The sequence below is a fragment of the Agathobacter rectalis ATCC 33656 genome (genome assembly GCF_000020605.1).
Classification (GTDB): domain Bacteria; phylum Bacillota; class Clostridia; order Lachnospirales; family Lachnospiraceae; genus Roseburia; species Roseburia rectalis.
In genome coordinates this window covers 672743-690424 of the sequence record NC_012781.1, presented here as the reverse complement: position 1 = coordinate 690424, position 17682 = coordinate 672743, and the positions used below count along the sequence as shown (strand labels likewise).

Annotated in this window: 18 protein-coding genes; 1 reads left to right on the top strand and 17 read right to left on the bottom strand. The window is 38.6% G+C overall.

Translation table 11 applies throughout. The features are described 5' to 3' along the window. Window positions 1–62: 62 nt before the first annotated feature. The 10 genes from EUBREC_RS17670 to EUBREC_RS03315 all read right to left on the bottom strand — a co-directional run bounded on the left by EUBREC_RS17670 (window position 63) and on the right by EUBREC_RS03315 (window position 6985). Entirely contained in the window at window positions 63–239 is a 177-nt protein-coding gene (locus EUBREC_RS17670) for a hypothetical protein (protein WP_012741651.1), read from the bottom strand. Window positions 240–343: 104 nt separating this feature from the next. Beyond that, window positions 344–1576, bottom strand: a complete 1233-nt coding sequence (locus EUBREC_RS03360; RefSeq protein WP_041253884.1) for a C1 family peptidase — start codon at window positions 1574–1576, stop codon at window positions 344–346. Window position 1577: 1 nt separating this feature from the next. Beyond that, entirely contained in the window at window positions 1578–2954 is a 1377-nt protein-coding gene (locus EUBREC_RS03355; RefSeq protein ID WP_012741649.1) for a radical SAM/SPASM domain-containing protein, read from the bottom strand. Continuing rightward, the gene (locus EUBREC_RS03350; protein ID WP_012741648.1) at window positions 2954–3247 is read right to left on the bottom strand and encodes a hypothetical protein; all 294 of its coding nucleotides are present in this window, start codon (window positions 3245–3247) and stop codon (window positions 2954–2956) included. The genes EUBREC_RS03355 and EUBREC_RS03350 overlap by 1 nt, the downstream gene beginning before the upstream one ends. Before the next feature lie 13 nt (window positions 3248–3260). Next, the gene (locus EUBREC_RS03345) at window positions 3261–4184 is read right to left on the bottom strand and encodes a radical SAM protein (protein WP_012741647.1); all 924 of its coding nucleotides are present in this window, start codon (window positions 4182–4184) and stop codon (window positions 3261–3263) included. Beyond that, window positions 4181–4960, bottom strand: coding sequence for a radical SAM protein (locus EUBREC_RS03340; RefSeq protein ID WP_041253883.1), 780 nt, complete (start codon window positions 4958–4960; stop codon window positions 4181–4183). The genes EUBREC_RS03345 and EUBREC_RS03340 overlap by 4 nt, the downstream gene beginning before the upstream one ends. A gap of 279 nt (window positions 4961–5239) precedes the next feature. Then, on the bottom strand, window positions 5240–5422 hold the full coding sequence (locus EUBREC_RS03330) for a hypothetical protein (RefSeq protein WP_041253881.1): 183 nt from the start codon (window positions 5420–5422) through the stop codon (window positions 5240–5242). A gap of 318 nt (window positions 5423–5740) precedes the next feature. Further along, complete coding sequence (locus EUBREC_RS03325) at window positions 5741–6151, bottom strand: zinc-ribbon domain-containing protein (protein ID WP_012741643.1); 411 nt, start codon at window positions 6149–6151, stop codon at window positions 5741–5743. 35 nt (window positions 6152–6186) lie between these two features. Then, window positions 6187–6675 (bottom strand): hypothetical protein, encoded by a 489-nt coding sequence (locus EUBREC_RS03320; protein WP_012741642.1) that lies wholly within the window; start codon window positions 6673–6675, stop codon window positions 6187–6189. A gap of 19 nt (window positions 6676–6694) precedes the next feature. Then, window positions 6695–6985 (bottom strand): zinc ribbon domain-containing protein, encoded by a 291-nt coding sequence (locus EUBREC_RS03315; RefSeq protein WP_012741641.1) that lies wholly within the window; start codon window positions 6983–6985, stop codon window positions 6695–6697. Between the two features lie 130 nt (window positions 6986–7115). Here EUBREC_RS03315 and EUBREC_RS03310 point away from each other — a divergent pair, with 130 nt between their 5' ends. Further along, window positions 7116–7334, top strand: a complete 219-nt coding sequence (locus EUBREC_RS03310; RefSeq protein WP_041253879.1) for a helix-turn-helix domain-containing protein — start codon at window positions 7116–7118, stop codon at window positions 7332–7334. Between the two features lie 190 nt (window positions 7335–7524). On the opposite strand, the gene EUBREC_RS03305 is transcribed toward EUBREC_RS03310, so the two are convergent. The 7 genes from EUBREC_RS03305 to EUBREC_RS03275 form a co-directional block, all read right to left on the bottom strand. Beyond that, on the bottom strand, window positions 7525–8571 hold the full coding sequence (locus EUBREC_RS03305) for an electron transfer flavoprotein subunit alpha/FixB family protein (protein ID WP_015569027.1): 1047 nt from the start codon (window positions 8569–8571) through the stop codon (window positions 7525–7527). A 16-nt stretch (window positions 8572–8587) separates the two neighbouring features. Continuing rightward, window positions 8588–9370 carry an electron transfer flavoprotein subunit beta/FixA family protein gene (locus EUBREC_RS03300; protein WP_012741638.1) on the bottom strand — a complete coding sequence of 261 codons (783 nt, stop codon included), beginning with the start codon at window positions 9368–9370 and terminating at the stop codon, window positions 8588–8590. 57 nt (window positions 9371–9427) lie between these two features. Further along, the gene (locus tag EUBREC_RS03295; protein WP_012741637.1) at window positions 9428–10597 is read right to left on the bottom strand and encodes an acyl-CoA dehydrogenase; all 1170 of its coding nucleotides are present in this window, start codon (window positions 10595–10597) and stop codon (window positions 9428–9430) included. Between the two features lie 268 nt (window positions 10598–10865). Next, window positions 10866–11738 (bottom strand): 3-hydroxyacyl-CoA dehydrogenase family protein, encoded by an 873-nt coding sequence (locus EUBREC_RS03290; protein WP_012741636.1) that lies wholly within the window; start codon window positions 11736–11738, stop codon window positions 10866–10868. A 155-nt stretch (window positions 11739–11893) separates the two neighbouring features. Beyond that, the gene (locus EUBREC_RS03285; protein ID WP_012741635.1) at window positions 11894–13078 is read right to left on the bottom strand and encodes an acetyl-CoA C-acetyltransferase; all 1185 of its coding nucleotides are present in this window, start codon (window positions 13076–13078) and stop codon (window positions 11894–11896) included. A gap of 300 nt (window positions 13079–13378) precedes the next feature. Continuing rightward, window positions 13379–16585 (bottom strand): carbamoyl-phosphate synthase large subunit, encoded by a 3207-nt coding sequence (carB, locus tag EUBREC_RS03280; protein ID WP_012741634.1) that lies wholly within the window; start codon window positions 16583–16585, stop codon window positions 13379–13381. Beyond that, complete coding sequence (locus EUBREC_RS03275; protein ID WP_012741633.1) at window positions 16585–17655, bottom strand: carbamoyl phosphate synthase small subunit; 1071 nt, start codon at window positions 17653–17655, stop codon at window positions 16585–16587. The genes carB and EUBREC_RS03275 overlap by 1 nt, the downstream gene beginning before the upstream one ends. Window positions 17656–17682 lie beyond the last annotated feature (27 nt).

Below are 17682 nucleotides of genomic sequence, written 5' to 3'. Positions count from 1 at the left end.
ATCTAGGATAAACCTAGATTACAGGTCAGCCTAAACAGAAACAAACTATTGCTTATGTGATTTTACCATCCACTACCGCTATCGTTGTTCCATCCTCCACGACACCATCCCATCATTGAAACAGTGCTATTGCTTGTTCCTTCCATTGCTGGTTTAAAAGTCTTCTGTCCTTCAACAGATTCAGCAATAATTGTGATAGTTTTTCCAAGCTTCTCTGAAAACATTTCTAATTTGTTCATTATCAGATACCTCCTTTCTTTAGTATTCCAGACACATTTGCATCTGAAAACTGCACTCGAAGTTGTACCACAAAACAAATGTACTTTTCAAACGCAAATACAATTTAGTTAGCCAATGTTCCCATTGGATTCCATGGCATTAAATATAAACTTTCTCCATCCAATATTTTTTCTTCATCCATCGATAAATATCGTTTATCAATCACTACTTGATAAACATACTTTTCAAACCAATCTATCGACATATAAAAGTACCCATCCTTACCAACTTGATTTCCATGGGAATCTTCTACTTTAAATCCAACTACCTTCTGGTCCTTTAATATAATCCCGATAATCAACATAGCATGATTCATTTCAGACTGATGGTATTCTAATTGTTCTCCCTTTGAAAATAAATACGAAGTATTTAGTATATGTGATACATTAAAAGTATTATCATCCATAATTCCTGTTTTTTTATCTATCATTTTTCCTGCATCACAGCCAAACCACACTGGCGTTCCATCGGCTATCTGCTCAATGACTTTTTCTTTTAAAGTTTCTATGGGTAGATTGATATACTCTATCTTCTTTCCTTCGGACATATTATTAAGATTTTGAATACAATACTTTTTATACATTGGTACTTTTAACATAGGAGCATTAATCAAGCACAAATATTTATCTAAATCTACTCCTATCTCTGATTTATAATACGAAATGGGTGAGTATTTTTTTTCCATCTTTCCATACTGAAATTCAGTTGGTGGTTCTCCAAGGCACAAGCTTAATATTCTTCTAATTTCATCCATTTTCGTTTCAACTTCACTATTGATTTGTTCTAAACTTGCACCTTTCATATTCAACTTTCTTATATTACACCCAGAATCTCGCAAAATAGTCGATAAACAAATATTCATTTGATTTGTATCTAATGCCGAATATGTATCTGGCATTGATTCTTGTGGAACAATACCATATTTCTTTATAATGTTGTTAAACATTGCCCATTGTCCTGCATCTGGACATGGATTTTTAAATAAATGTTCAACTAATCTATTATCACTTGGCAACTTCATTGTCTCTATTACTTTTTCAAAAAAATATTTTGATTTTTCGTATTTGTCATAATAAGCTATATAGTTAGCAGAAAGAATAATGCTAGTCCTACTGTTTTTTCTATTTGCCAATATTCTTAATAAATTAAGTCCTGCGTATATCCAGCATTTCCCAGTAAATTTCTGATTTTGTACCTTGCCGATTTCTAAAGACTGTTCAGAATCGAAATCTATCGTCCACATGGTTTGTGCAGCACTCATTATTCCTTTGTTTCTAATCAAATCATTATCTGCCATTTTATCCACCAATTATTTTCATATTTAGAAAGTCATTTATCAATTTTTGTTCACTTAAAATTGATTCAATCATTTCTGGATATAAAGTACTATTTATCGTACATTCCAAATCATCTTTTTTCGTTCTTGATAATTTTGCTTTTATGCTACAACCACCTTTGCAAAAATATCTCCATGAGCATGACAAACAACTAACATCGTCTTTTTCTTTAAAATATGCTTTTGTCTCTTTTGCCTCTTTTACTATCTTAATCAAATCTACTGCTTCTTTAACATTTCCAATTCTTTCTTCTATATAATCCGTTAGTTCACAAGGATAAATGTAGCCCTCCATGTCAAACACAATCATACTTGTTCCACCTGTACAGCCTTGTGATACGCAAATATCTGAATTATCACGTATTAATAAGTTCAATAATTTATGCCGAATATTCATATCTATAATATTATATCCTTCATTATTTAAAGACATAATTTTCTTATAGACTCTTTTTGTTCCATCTATTACCTGTTCTTTATTCAAACATAGGTTAGCTGCAAATTCACTCTCGTGTACAAAATTAAATTTAACATGTTTTATATTAATATCTTTTGCATAAAAATCCAATATATCCTCTATATGCTCAATACTGTTCCGAGTTATTGTGTTAATAATTCCAAAATTATCTCCATAATATTTCTTTACATTTTTTATTCCTTGAAGTACATATTCAAACGACCCTTTCGTATTTGCAAACACTCTTTGCCGATCATGAATTTCTTTATTACCATCAATACTTATTCCTATTGACACATTATGTTCAAATAACCATTTTACATTTTCTTCTGTGAGTAGTACTCCGTTGGTTTCAATCGTAAAATGCACAGATATAGGTGTATTTTCAAAAAAATCATACATCCATTTAATTTTTTCCATTTCAAGTAAAGGTTCTCCACCCCATGGTTGAATAGATATTTTCTTAACCTCATGTTTCGTACAATAATCAAAAATATATTTACAAATTTCATTAAGCATTTCTTTAGAAATAGATTTATAATTCTCAGGATTGTTTACATCTCGAAAACAATATTTACAATTCAAATTACAGCGAGTTGTCAAATCAATCATAAAAAATTCTGGACGAATCTTATAATTTGTACATAAATCACAATGATTTAAATTATCAAATTCAGCCAGTCGATGCTGTAATAACTTACTCGCAAAATCTGTAGATACTTTTTTTTGCTGCAACATATTAAACAATTCATGATCAATCAATATTGAATACCCTAATTCGTTTAATAAAAAATATTTTTTACCATTAGTAAAGGCTTTGCATTTTTTATACACTATATGATTTTCTTCATCTGTATACTTTTCAACTAACATTTCATCCATTACTCAATAATGCCTTTCTGGTATAAAGCCCGAATCCAAGTAAGGGCATCTTCCTCATTAAGTTCAATTTCAACTTTCTTTTTTAATTCATCAAAAGTGACTCCTTCCCGTAAGTCCCTTAAAATGCGCAACATACTACTCGTGTCATGGTTCCCTAACATAATAAATTTTCCGTCATCAGATCGCTCAACAATTATTCCATCATCTCCTATTTCTATATCAATATAAGGTGACAAAAAAAACTTATTGACATTATTATTACTATAAATAATTTGTCTGGCAAATTTATCCATCTTTTATCTTCCTTTATACATACGGTTTTACAATACTATCACCAAACAGCTCAAATGCTGTCCTATACGTTCCCGCACACAATTGGTTGGCTTTACATTTTTTACATGCATTTGTATACAATCCAACATTTGAATCAACATTATATGCTCTTTGCGATTTTCCATCTCTATTTGGCGAAACATAACCTTCATAGCCATAAGATTTTGGTGTAAAAAATCTCCAATAAAATGGATCCGCAGAACATAATGGCATATTAAAGCAATACACCAACCGTCCTGGTTCTCCTTTTTCAAGATATTTATCAAACATTTTTTCCAAATAAGGACGCATTCTAGGGAATTCTAGTTTATAGTTATTTTTTATTTCTTCTTCCAAACCGCAATAATCTATGCTACACAATTGCATATCCACGGATTGTGGAAATGTATTATCAACAAACTGAAAAAATTCTTTCAATTCCGTATAATTTTCTTTTGTAACACAATGTTTTACTATTGTATGAAAACCTGCTTGATTAACATTTACTAATCCTCTTATAGTTTTTCTAAAACTGCCTTTAGAACCATTTACGCGTTCGTGTAATTCCTCTGTTTGACTATGTATCGTGGTAATCACAGAAATATTATTACTATTTATACGGTTTGATATTTCTCTTACAAAGTTTATATCATCTAATTTTTCCGCGTTACTTAATAACGTAATCTTAATATTCATGCTATCAAGATATGATATAATATCAAAAAAATTCGGATGTAATGTTGGCTCTCCTCCTGAAAGAACAACTTCCATTATTCCTAGTTCTTCTTTTAATCTAAATACAGAATCTTTTACCTCCTGAAAATCCATATATTTAAATTTTTTTTCCTCTTTTGTACATGGACAAAAACTACACTTTTGATTGCATATATAACTAATTGCCAAATACGCTGAATTCATTCATTACCTCCTACTTTTCCATACCAGTCTTCCAATTTAGGTTTGCTTTGTCTCTCCCATATAAATGTTCTTGCACTTGTACAATACTTGCACACATCATGTGATTGTTCTAGAAAATAAAGTATTTTTTCAGCATCTATACTTTCGTCATATATATTCAATCGACTGGTTGAAAAATCCAATTGTTTATCAAATGACTGGTTTATAATATGTTCTACAGCCGGTGCAGGACATACACTAATATAACCTTTTCTTAAAACATGACACTTTCTTCCACTGCAGCGTTTCCATTGATAATATGAATTTGAATTTCCTAAGGGATTAAATATTCCATAAAACATCTGAACATCATTTTTATAATAAACGACCTTTTCTGAAATTAGCGTATCTTCTATTTTCATGTTAATTTTTTTTCCTACTGGATAAGCTGACCATCCAATACAAACATCGTATTTTTTAATTGATTGATAAAAATTTTCATCTAAAGTTGGTAATAGCAATCCATTCGTCAGAATTTCTATCTTTGTTTTTTTTAGATACACTCTCACAATCTCAAGCAATCTTATTATTTTAGGATGTAAAAGAGGTTCGCCTCCATATAATATTAATACTTCGATATTATCAAAAAGCTCAGAAAGCCGCATTACATCACGTTCAAACTCTTCACAATCATAATAGAATTCTTCTTGATTTGAATTACAAAAATGTAAACAACCTTTACATTTCAAGTTACAATGTTCAACTATTGGTATTCCAATTCTTTTTAATACACTCATTTTATTCTCCGGCAAATTCATAAATTTCTATTTTAGAATTATATTAAAATAATCACTAATAATAATAACTTATTTCATATCCCGAACCATGAAAAACTTCTTCCGAAAAATTATTACAATACATTGCAACTATCCACCCATGTTTTGAGCTATTCCACCGTATTCCATCACTATCGTTATAATCAGGCTCTCCCATTTTCGATAGAAACTTATCAAATTCCTTATCAGTTAAACCATAATGAACTGAACTAGCACATCCTGTTTCTAAATCAAATTTAATTACCATTCCTTTGAAGCTTTAACGCCCTTTATCTTGGCATTTTTATAATATAAGGAATAAACTTTATCTGTCTTTTCTCCAGTTGATCTATACTCATATATCTGCTTATCTTCGTTGAACACTTCCGTTTGAGCATTCATATAATTTACCTTTGGTTTGAAAGAACTATCCAATTTTAACATCTCTGCTCTTTTAACATCAGATACTGTTGATTCTCGTGTATACCCTCTGTCAATATCTTGAGACGATATTTTTGAATAGCCAAATATCCCTCCCACAAGTAGACAAACAATAATAACTAATACACCGATAATTACATATGGTTTTTTATTTTTAGATTGGATTATTTCATTTGGTTCAAATGTATGAACTTTATTTTATACCGCTTCATTAACTATTGGCTTTCCACATTTTCGTACAAAACTTTGTATTCTCTGCGACTTCATTTCCACAATATTTGCAAAACATAGATTTTCCTCCTTATACACAAATCATATTTGTTAATCATCATGCATTTTCTTGTAAGTTTCTTCACATACAAAAACTTCCTTATGCATCATATTCTCATAATGTCGTGTAGCTTTTTTTCCACACCATGCACATTTTTTTCTACACTCCTTGCAAACATAAGAGTAAGAACCATCGCTTTCTTTATATGCTACAGTCGGACTATGTCCACACCAGTCACACGGTTTATCCGATACAGACATCAATTGCATAAATCCCCATATTACAATTACTCCAACAATAAGACTAGGGATTATAATTTTCCATACTCTAGCGCTATTGTTCTTTGGTGCTATAACATCATAAACATGTTCTGATTGTTCTTTCTCAACAACCGCACCACATTTACCGCAAAAATTAGCTCCTTTTTCTATTTTTTCACCACAATTACCGCAATAGCCCATTTTTAATTTTCTCCAATTCTGTTATAGTCATATTATTACTCATTTACAGCTTTACCATATGAATTTGCCAAAATATCTTTTTGCGAGTCTTCGGAAGCTTCAACATCAAAACTTTCTCCCGATAAAAGTTCCACAGCTAAAACTCGTTTATTTAGTACATCATTTTCGTTTAGCGTGTCATATGAATGTCCACTTACAGTTCCAGAATTCTCATCTATTTCATATACTGAATAAGAGCCTCCACCATTTCCACCCCCATAATCATGAAAAGCCGCAAATATCAATTTCGAATCCTCATAAAAAAACTTTATCTTACTCGCCGGAATAGCACTTGGCTCATACGTATATCCCCAATCACCTAATTCAGCATACACATTATCTATGATTTCTTTTTGATTCTCGTCTAAATCATTATAGGTATAATTTTTATCACTCCCATTTGATTCATTGTTTGTAAAAGAACATCCGACTAGAAAAAGCATAGTACTTAGAGTAAATATTATAGTTATTATCTTCTTATTCATCTTACGTCTCTCAAAGATATTATTTCTTATTATTTTTTCTTATTAATCTTCCATAGACTGAGCCAATAATAAATAAAACAGCTGCCAAAATAATCAACACTACAAATGCATCCGTACTAACTGTATAGTAAGCTACAAATGCAAATATAGCACATATTATTCCTAAAACTGTAAAACCTATATCCACGAGTAAAGAAGTTTTCATAATTTCATTTTGATTTCCCAACTCTGTCTTACAGCCACAATTTGGACACACTTGTGCCGAATCACTTATTTCTTTTCCACATTCTGGACATCTTATTAAAGCCATGTTAATACCTTCCTTTCTTTATCATCCTGTGACATCTTTCCTACATAAATTATAGTACAAATATTTACTAAATTCAATAGTAAACATCTTTATTATGTTAAGTTATATGTACATGTACGGAGGGGGGAATATGGATTACATTCAACGAATGCGCAATCTACGGGAAGATAACGATAAAACCCAACAGCAAATAGCCGATTATCTTGGTACATCCCAGACCATGTATGCCAGATATGAGCGCGGAGCAAATGAACTACCGATTCACCATCTGCTCGCTTTATGTAAATACTATAATGTGTCCGCTGACTATATATTAGGTCTTTCTAATATCAAACAAACTTCCAAATAAAACATCTGAGTCAAATCCTTTGCGATTTACACACGGATGTTTTTTTATTAAGAAAATTACTTATTTCCCCAAAAAACTCTTTATATTTATAAGATTACGCTATATTTATGGTCAAAAAAACACAGCACTGCGATAAACAGTACTGTGTTTAAATGTATTAGTAATGTAATTTTATTGCATTATTATGCGATTATGCGTCAGCATTTGCCTCTTTAAGAGCTGCTGTAAGCTGAGGAACGATCTTCTTTAAATCTCCTACTAAGCCGTAATCAGCTACGTCGAAGATTGGAGCATCCTCGTCCTTGTTGATGGCGATGATGAGATCAGACTCCTCCATACCTGCTACGTGCTGGATGGCTCCTGAGATACCGATTGCGAAGTAAATCTGTGGACGTACAGTCTTTCCTGTCTGTCCTACCTGATAATCCTGTGCTAACCAGCCGTTCTCTACTGCTGCACGAGAGCATGATACCATACCACCCTTGAAGCATGAAGCAAGGTCACGAAGCATCTCGAAGTTCTCAGCGCTTCCAACTCCACGTCCGCCTGATACAAGTACCTTAGCGTCCATGATGTTCTCTACGTTGCCAACTGCCTTAACGATATCCATGATCTCAACATAACGGTTGTTCTCCTCGAGTGCAGGATTGAACTCGATAACCTCTGCTGCTCTGCCAGCCTCTTTAGGAAGCTTCTGCATAACACCAGGACGAACTGTTGCCATCTGTGGACGGTTGTCAGGACAAGCGATTGTTGCGATTGTGTTTCCACCGAATGCAGGACGTGTCATGAGAAGCTGGTTGTGCTTCTGCTCCTGTCCAGGCATAGCATTGATTGGGAAATCACCAATCTCAAGCTTTGTACAGTCAGCTGTAAGACCAGTCTTAACTCTTGCTGAAACTGTTGGTCCGAGGTCACGTCCGATAGCTGTTGCACCAACTAACATGATCTCCGGCTTGTACTCGTTGATTACTGATACAAGAGCCTGTGCGTATGGCTCTGTTCTGTATGTCTCAAGTGCAGGATTGTCTACAACGATTACCTTATCTGCGCCGTACTCACCGAGCTCTGTTGCAAGAGCCTTTACGTTAGATCCAAGAAGTACTGCAGTAACCTCTGTATTTAAATCTGCTGCTAACTCTTTAGCTTTACCGACTAACTCAAAGGCGATGTCGCTAAGCTTATTGTCTACCTGCTGTGCGTAGATATATACGCCCTTATATTCTTCTAAACCCATTTTTGGTTCCTCCATACTAGATGATATGTTTCTCTTTGAATTTCTCCATGAGATAGTTTACTGACTCTGTTGGATCAAGGTTAACCTTTTCTCCAGCTCCCTTAGGTACCTTGTCAGATGCCTTAGCAATCTTTGTAGGTGATCCCTTAAGTCCAAGATCTGAATCGTCAACATCCTTAAGGTCAGCTCTGCCCCAGACAGTTACCTCTTTGTCAAATGCATCGAAGATTCCGCCCGGTGTCATATATCTAGGCTCATTTAACTCTGAAAGAGCTGTGATAAGACAAGGCATCTTAGCCTTAACTACGTGATATCTGTCCTCGTACTGACGCTTAACGACTACAGAATCTCCATCAACCTTGATATCCTCTGCGTATGAGATTACAGGAAGTCCAAGATGAACTGCAATCTGTGGTCCAACCTGTGCTGTATCTCCATCGATAGCCTGACGGCCTGTGATGATTAAATCATAATCGAGATTTCTTAATGCACCTGCAATTGTAGTAGATGTAGCCCATGTATCAGCTCCACCAAGTACTCTGTCTGTTACTAAAACTGCATCATCAGCGCCCATAGCCATTGCCTCACGAAGGATTGCGTCAGCCTTTGGAAGTCCCATTGTAAGGACTGTAACCTTTGCGCCTGTCTCGTCTTTGATTCTAAGTGCTGCCTCAAGACCAGCCTTGTCATCTGGATTCATGATTGCAAGCATTGAAGCTCTATCAAGTGTTCCGTCAGGATTGAATTTTACTCCACCCTTTGTATCAGGAACCTGTTTAATACATACTACGATATTCATGTATTTGTTCTCCTTTATTTATTCTAAGTAGCTCTACAGTTATGATAGCTCTCTTAACTATCTGAGTAATGAGCCTGAAATAACCATACGCTGAACCTCTGAAGTTCCCTCGTAGATCTCTGTAATCTTAGCATCACGCATCATACGCTCTACATCATACTCACGGATATATCCGTATCCACCGAATAACTGAACGCACTCTGTTGTAACAGCCATAGCTGTCTCTGCTGCGAATAATTTAGCCTTTGCTGCATCTACTGAGTAAGAAACCTTAGGGTTCTTAGCAAACTCTGCCTTCTTCATAGCTGCTGCGTATACAAGATACTTAGCTGCATCGATACGTGTAGCCATATCTGCAAGCTTGAACTGTGTATTCTGCTGCTGTGCGATTGAACGGCCGAACTGCTTTCTTTCCTTTGTGTACTCGATAGTTCTCTCTAATGCGCCCTCTGCAATACCAAGTGCCTGAGCAGCGATTCCGATACGTCCACCATCAAGTGTATGCATAGCGATTGGGAAACCTCTTCCCTCTTTTCCAAGTAATGCATTCTTTGGAATACGTGCATCCTCGAAGATAAGCTCGTATGTAGATGATCCGCGGATACCCATCTTCTTCTCTTTTGTTCCGAATGAGAATCCAGGTGTTCCCTTGTCTACGATGAATGCAGAGAAGTTCTTCTTCTTGCGTCCACGCTTGTCCTCTGTGATGCTTGTAATAGCGATGATGATGTAAACATCAGCAACCTTACCGTTTGTGATGAAGCACTTAGATCCGTTAAGAACCCACTCGTCTCCGTCTAAAACGGCCTTTGTCTGACATCCCTGTGCATCTGTACCAGCGCCCGGCTCAGTAAGACCGAAAGCACCGATCTTCTTGCCTGAAGCAAGGTCAGGAACATATTTTTTCTTCTGCTCCTCTGTACCGAATGTCATAATAGGATCGATACAAAGTGATGTATGAGCAGATACAATAACGCCTGTTGTACCACAAACCTTTGATAATTCTTCTACACACATAACGTATGTAAGTGGATCACAGCCCTGTCCGCCGTACTCCTTTGGTACAGGAATGCCCATGAATCCATATTTTCCCATCTTAGCAACTGTCTCTGCTGGGAATACCTCTGTCTCGTCAGTCTCCTGTGCAAGAGGTTTAACTTCTGTCTCTGCGAACTGTTTGAAAAGGTCGCGAGCCATCTCATGTTTCTGATCTAAAGTGAAATCCATGATTTATTCTCCTTGATTTTTGTTTTGTTATTGAATTCTTATATAACTTTATAGTTTATATATAAGCTACATAAGACCTATATTTTATAACGTATATATGTTATATAAAGCCTACGGATTGCTACGCTTTCGCTCCCGCAATCCTATGTACATTCGCAATCCGCACTACCGTGCTTCTTGCTCATGTCCATTAGCGTCTCTAAAGCGTACAAATTTTTGCAAGCAAGCTTGCATCATTTATACGCTTTGAGACCAGGCTTTATTGCTCCTACTGTGCGTCTACAGGTGTCTTTGTGCGGTCTGCGTTGTAAACGTAGAATCCCTTGCCGCTCTTGCATCCAAGGTTTCCGCCTCTTACCATCTTGCGAATGAGTGGGCATGCACGATACTTGCTGTCACCTGTCTCATTGTAAAGAACGTCCATGATTGCAAGGCAGATATCAAGTCCGATGAAATCTCCAAGCTCTAATGGTCCCATTGGATGGTTAGCACCAAGCTTCATAGCTGCATCGATTCCGGCGATATCTGAAACGCCCTCCATCTTGATGAAAGCAGCCTCGTTGATCATTGGGATAAGGATACGGTTTACTACGAAACCGGCAGCCTCGTTAACCTGTACAGGTGTCTTGCCGATCTCCTCTGCAATCTTCTTAATTGCATCAACTGTCTCAACAGGTGTGTTAACACCTGCGATAACCTCTACTAACTTCATACGGTCAGCAGGGTTGAAGAAGTGCATACCGATTAATGGACGTGTAAGTCCGTTTCCAATCTCTGTGATTGAAAGTGATGATGTATTTGAAGCGAAAATACACTCTGGCTTAGCAATCTTGTCTAACTCAGCGAATGTAGTTTTCTTAACCTGCATATCCTCGAAAGCAGCCTCAACGATGAGGTCACAATCCTTGCAGAGATCTTCTTTTAAACCAGGAGTGATGCTTGCAAGAATGCCGTCAACCTTCTCCTGTGTCATTTTCTCTTTTGCTACAAGTCTTGCATATCCTTTTGCAATCTTGTCTTTTCCGCCTTCAGCCCACTCCTGCTTGATATCGCAGAGTGCTACCTCGTATCCATCTACCTGTGCGAATGCTTTTGCGATTCCCTGGCCCATTGTACCAGCACCGATAATTCCAACCTTCATTTTAATTCCTCCTAAAATATATTATGGTGCAAAAGCTTTAAGTGCTAAGCCTCTGCAGCATAACTTAATCATATATATAAACTGATGTGAATAAACTAATTCACACTACAAGGGGATGCACCTGCATCCCCTCATATATCTATTGGCAAAGAAAATTAGTACTTCTCAACGATAGTAGAACATCCCATTCCACCACCGATACAAAGTGTTGCAAGACCTCTGTTAGATCCTCTCTTCTGCATCTCATGTAATAATGTAACAAGGATACGACAGCCTGAAGCTCCTACAGGATGTCCGAGTGCGATAGCACCACCGTTTACATTTACCTTGCTCATATCGAAACCAAGATCTCTTGCTACAGCGATTGACTGTGCAGCAAATGCCTCGTTTGCCTCGATAAGATCGAAATCATCAATTGTAAGACCTGTCTTTGCAAGAACCTTCTTTGTAGAAGCTACCGGTCCAACACCCATGATCTCAGGCTCAACTCCGCCAAGTGCTCCTGCTACCCATGTAGCTAATGGCTTAACACCGAGCTCCTTAGCTTTCTCTTCGCTCATTACAACTACTGCTGCAGCACCATCATTGATTCCTGATGCGTTACCGGCTGTAACAAGTCCGCCCTCTTTACCTGAGCAGCAACGAAGCTTAGAAAGAGTCTCTACTGTTGTTCCGGCACGAGGTCCCTCGTCCTTTTTGAACTCAACGATTTCTTTCTTAACCTTAACAGGTACAGGAACGATCTCATCATCGAACTTGCCTGCTGCGATAGCTGCCTCACACTTCTGCTGTGAGTTTGCTGAGAACTCATCAAGCTCTTCACGAGTGATGCCGTATTTATCACATACATTCTCAGCTGTGATCATCATATGATAGTGGTTGAATGCATCTGTAAGAGCATCGTTAACCATTGTATCGATGATTGTTGCATTGTTCATTCTGTATCCGAAACGTGCCTTTGTCATAGCGTAAGGAGCCATTGACATGTTCTCCATACCACCGGCAACAACGATATCAGCCTCACCGGCCTTGATCATTGTAGCAGCGTCGTTTACACACTTAAGACCTGATCCACAAACGACATTGATTGTGATAGCCGGAACCTCGATTGGAAGTCCTGCCTTGATAGAAGCCTGACGAGCTACGTTCTGTCCCTGAGCTGCCTGGATAACACAACCCATCTTAACCTCGTCAACCATCTCAGGAGCAACACCTGCACGGTTTAAAGCCTCCTTAATTACGATTGCACCTAAATCTGCGGCTGGAGTATTGCTTAATGCTCCGCCCATTTTGCCGATTGCTGTACGGCAAGCACTTGCGATTACAACTTTCTTTGCCATTATATTATCTCCTTTAAATTGTATTGCACATCCGTGCTGTTAATTTTTTAACAAAGTTATTATACTACAAATTTATGTAAAAATCAATTGCTTTTGTTAATAATTTGTCAAATTTCTATTAAACTTTGCATATTTTTCACACGTATTACTTATACTATTCCGTCAGATTAACAAAAACCGGTGCTATTATAACCTGCGGCATGCATACAGGCATAACACATCATATTTTTCATTTTATAAAAAATCCCCGGGCAGCATATCCGATATACTGTCCGGGGATAAAATATATTCTATATACTTTTAAAGATTCTTAACTGTTGCAATATCAACCGGTGTCTTCTTGTCAGAAGCAGTCTCTAATGCATGCGCAAGTGCATTGGCTGTATCCATGGCCGTGATACAGTAAACACCTGTCTCGATTGCATTTCTTCTGATAAGGAAACCGTCTCTTGTCTTGTCTCCGTTACCCTGTGTAGGTGTATCGATTACAAGGTCTATCTTGTGTCCGAGGATAAGATCCATGACGTTTGGAGACTCCTGTGATATCTTGTTTACGCGAAGAGCATTTACTCCGTGCTCCTGTAAGTACTTTGCAGTACTTCTTGTGGCATAAATCTTGTATCCAAGCTTCTCAAAACGCTTTGCAACGCCTACCGCCTCAGGCTTATCGGCATCCTTTACAGTCATAATCATCTGCTTGTACTTAGGAAGCTCGACTCCCGCACCCTCAAATGCCTTGTAAAGCGCACCATTGAAGGTCTTGTCAATTCCAAGACACTCTCCTGTTGACTTCATCTCAGGTCCGAGTGAAATCTCAGCGCCACGCAGCTTCTCGAATGAGAATACCGGCATCTTGATTGCAATGTAATCGGCTGTCGGAGCAAGTCCAGGTGTGTAGCCCATGCCCTTTATTGTCTCACCCATGATGATTCTTGCTGCGAGGTCTACGATTGGAATACCTGTAACCTTGCTGATGTATGGTACTGTTCTTGAAGAACGTGGGTTTACCTCGATAACATAGATGTTGTCGTCCATATCGATAAACTGGATATTAATCATACCAACAACATGGAGTGCCTGTGCAAGTCTCTTTGTATACTCAACCAGAGTCTCTTTTGCTTTTTCTGAGATAGTATGTGCAGGGTAAACTGAGATAGAGTCTCCTGAGTGTACTCCTGTACGCTCGATGTGCTCCATGATACCCGGAATCAGGATATCTGTACCATCACAGATTGCATCAACCTCAATTTCCTTACCCATAAGGTACTTATCTACAAGGATTGGATGATCCTGTGTGATTGTGTTGATGATGCCGATAAACTCTTCGATTTCATCATCATTCCATGCAATCTTCATACCCTGTCCGCCAAGCACGTATGAAGGACGGACAAGTACAGGGTAACCGATCTCGTTTGCTACCTTCTTTGCCTCCTCAGCTGTAAATACTGTACCACCTGCTGCTCTTGGGATACCTGTCTTCTGAAGAATCTCATCGAAGAGCTCTCTGTCCTCTGCTGCGTCTACATCCTCAGCCTTTGTTCCAAGTATCTTGACACCCATCTTCATAAGTGCCTCTGTAAGCTTGATGGCGGTCTGTCCACCGAACTGTACAACAGCTCCGTCAGGCTTTTCAATATTAACGATGCTCTCAACATCCTCAGCTGTGAGTGGCTCAAAATAGAGCTTGTCAGCAATATCAAAGTCAGTTGAAACGGTCTCAGGGTTGTTGTTTACGATGATTGTCTCCCAGCCTTCCTTGGCAAACGACCATGTACAGTGGACTGAACAGTAATCAAACTCAACACCCTGTCCGATACGGATAGGTCCTGAACCAAGTACAAGCACCTTTTTCTGTGGATTTGTCTCTGCCGCCTCATTCTCGCTGCCGAATACTGAGTAGTAGTATGGTGTCTCTGCTTCAAACTCTGCGGCACAGGTATCAACCATCTTGTAGGCTGCCACAATGCCATTGTCGTAACGCATCTTCTTGATATCAGCCTCATCAATATCTGTAAGCTGTGAGATAACATTGTCAGGGAACTCGATACGCTTTGCCTCTTTTAACAGGTCAACTGTAAGCTCCTCTGTCTTTAAACGGTTCTCCATCTCAACAAGTATTGCGATTTTATCGATAAACCAAAGATCTATCTTAGTAATCTCGTGAATATGCTCGTATTTAACTCCACGGCGGAGCGCCTCTGCGATAACCCAGATACGTCTGTCGTCAACAACTGCAAGCTGTTTCTCAAGCTCATCATCTGTAAGACCAGTAAAGTCATAAGACATAAGTGAATCAACATGCTGCTCGAGAGATCTGATAGCCTTCATAAGGGCACCCTCGAAGTTGTTGCAGATACTCATTACCTCTCCGGTAGCCTTCATCTGAGTGGTAAGTGTACGCTTTGCTGTGAGGAACTTGTCGAACGGAAGTCTTGGAATCTTGACTACACAGTAATCAAGCATTGGCTCAAAGCTTGCGTATGTCTTCTGTGTGATAGCGTTCTTGATCTCATCGAGGTGATAGCCGAGTGCAATCTTGGCTGTAACCTTGGCGATAGGATATCCTGTAGCCTTTGATGCGAGTGCTGATGAACGTGAAACTCGTGGGTTTACTTCGATAACACAGTACTCGAATGAGTCAGGATTGAGGGCATACTGTACGTTACAGCCTCCTGTAATCTGAAGCTCGTTGATGATATTGAGTGCTGATGTACGAAGCATCTGATACTCTTTATCTCCAAGTGTCTGCGAAGGTGCTACTACGATTGAATCTCCTGTATGCACACCGACCGGGTCGATATTTTCCATGTTACATACTGTGATGCAGTTGCCGTTGGCATCACGCATTACCTCGTACTCGATTTCCTTCCAGCCTGCGATACATCTCTCTACAAGAACCTCTCCGACACGTGACAGGCGAAGTCCATTTGAAAGTATGTCGATAAGCTCCTGCTCATCGTGAGCAATTCCACCGCCGGAACCGCCGAGTGTAAATGCAGGACGAAGAACTACAGGGTAACCAATCTTGTTGGTAAATGCGATACCATCCTCGATATTCTTTACAACCTGTGAAGCCGCGATTGGTTCACCGATTTTCTCCATGGTATCCTTGAAGGCCTGACGATCCTCAGCCTTAAAGATGGTCTCTGCTGTTGTTCCGATAAGCTTTACTCCCTGCTCATCAAGGAAGCCGCACTCAGCGAGCTCCATGCCGAGATTGAGTCCTGCCTGTCCACCGAGTGTAGGAAGGATGCTGTCAGGCTTTTCTTTTATGATAATCTCTTTTAATGACTCAAGAGTAAGTGGCTCTATATATACCTGATCCGCAATCTGCTTATCAGTCATGATAGTTGCCGGGTTTGAGTTTACCAGACATACCTCAATGCCCTCCTCTTTTAAGGAACGGCAGGCCTGTGTTCCTGCATAGTCAAACTCTGCGGCCTGTCCGATTACGATTGGACCGGAACCGATAACTAATACTTTTTTAATATCATTATTTCTTGGCATTACTGGTTACCTCCCATCATGTTAATAAAGCGGTCAAAAAGATATGCTGAATCCTGTGGTCCAGGGCATGCCTCCGGATGGAACTGAACTGTGAAGATATTCTTGTTCACATACTTAAGTCCCTCATTAGTGCCGTCGTTGACATTTATAAATGCAGGCTCAGCCACATTAGGGTCAAGCTTATCTGTGTCAACCACATATCCATGGTTCTGGGAAGAAATATAAACACGGCCTGTCGCAAGATCCTTAACCGGATGGTTTCCACCTCTGTGTCCGTACTTCATCTTGTGTGTATCTGCGCCTGTTGCAAGTGCCATGAGCTGATGTCCGAGGCAGATTGCAAAAATCGGCACATTGCTGTCATAAAGCTTCTTTATTTCCTTTATAATATCTACACACTCCTTTGGATCTCCAGGTCCGTTTGAGAGCATGATTCCGTCAGGATTGTCACCAAGTATCTCTTCAGCGGTTGTGTGTGCAGGGTAAATTGTAACTTCACAGCCTCTTTCATTGAGTGATTTGGCGATGTTGTTTTTGGCACCGAAATCCATGAGGGCAACCCTCTTTCCTTGGCCCTTTAAAACCTTTTTCTCAGTGCATGTGACCTTGTCAACCACATTGCCTGTAGTATATGCCTTGAGCTTTGGAATAATCTCATCGAGATTGTAATTCTCATTTGTGGTAATCATTCCGTTCATAGTACCCTTTTCCCTGAGAATCTTTGTAAGCGCACGTGTATCAATGCCGGCCACTCCCGGAATATCGTTTTTCTCAAGGAAATCCTGTATAGTACCCTCGCAGCGGAAATTACTTGGCATACGTGACAGCTCTCTTACTATATATCCATCCGGCCATGGTCTTTCCGACTCCATATCCGGTGTGATTCCATAATTTCCGATAAGTGGATAAGTCATTACAACAGCCTGTCCTGCATAGGAAGGATCTGTAAGTACCTCCAGATATCCTGTCATTGATGTGTTAAATACTATCTCACTAATGACTTCCCTTGTTGAACCAATGCTGGTTCCGGTAAATACATTACCATCTTCAAGAATTAAAAATGCTTTCATCTTTACCCTGCCCTTTCGTGTTATACT